The 622-nt window shown below is 34.7% G+C and carries 2 pseudogenes; one reads left to right on the forward strand and one right to left on the reverse strand.

Features of this window, described 5'->3' with window-relative positions:
- Window positions 1–145 (forward strand): annotated as a pseudogene (locus HC026_RS12755) (type II toxin-antitoxin system YafQ family toxin); the annotation flags it as partial.
- 127 nt (window positions 146–272) lie between these two features.
- Here HC026_RS12755 and HC026_RS12385 read toward each other — a convergent pair.
- A pseudogene (locus tag HC026_RS12385) lies at window positions 273–509 on the reverse strand (GNAT family N-acetyltransferase); the annotation flags it as partial.
- Window positions 510–622: the final 113 nt, after the last annotated feature.

The raw sequence follows: 622 nt of genomic DNA on the forward strand, positions 1-622 counted from the left end.
AACACCAAGCGAAACTAACGATGTCCTGGTGGTTTATACGATTGATAAAGATGAACTAGTCTTAATTGGCATTCGAGTCGGATCGCATGATCGTTTATTTCCTGGTCAAAATCGTTCCAAAAGGTATCGAAAAAATGACGAATAAAAGAAGTCATTTATACCATATAAAAACAAATAACCCCCAACATCTACATTATAGATATTGGGGGTTATTTTAACAATGATTTTGAGGGGCGATTTGGGACTTATGGACCCTATAAGAGAAACAAGACTTATTTTAGAACTTTCCTCAAACGTATCATGTCTTTTAAAACAAGACCATTTTCAGTAATCTCTTTATCATAGTGAATTGTAAAGAAGTTTTGATCAACACCAACAACCCGGAAACCACATTTTTGATAAAGATAAAGTTGTCCAAAACTAGTTGTACCAGTTCCAATTTCAAGACACTTGCAATTATTGTTTCGCGCATATTTTTCGGCAAAAATCAGAAGTTGATGACCAATTCCTTTATTTCTTTGTGTGGCAAATTACAAGTTTAATCCGAACAAGCCCGGAAACTTTCAATGGCAGTCTGTTGATGATGGATTTTTAATGGTCGTTGATTAATAAGCTCAAGTGC

The sequence above is a fragment of the Secundilactobacillus angelensis genome (assembly GCF_012641075.1).
GTDB classification, from domain to species: domain Bacteria; phylum Bacillota; class Bacilli; order Lactobacillales; family Lactobacillaceae; genus Secundilactobacillus; species Secundilactobacillus angelensis.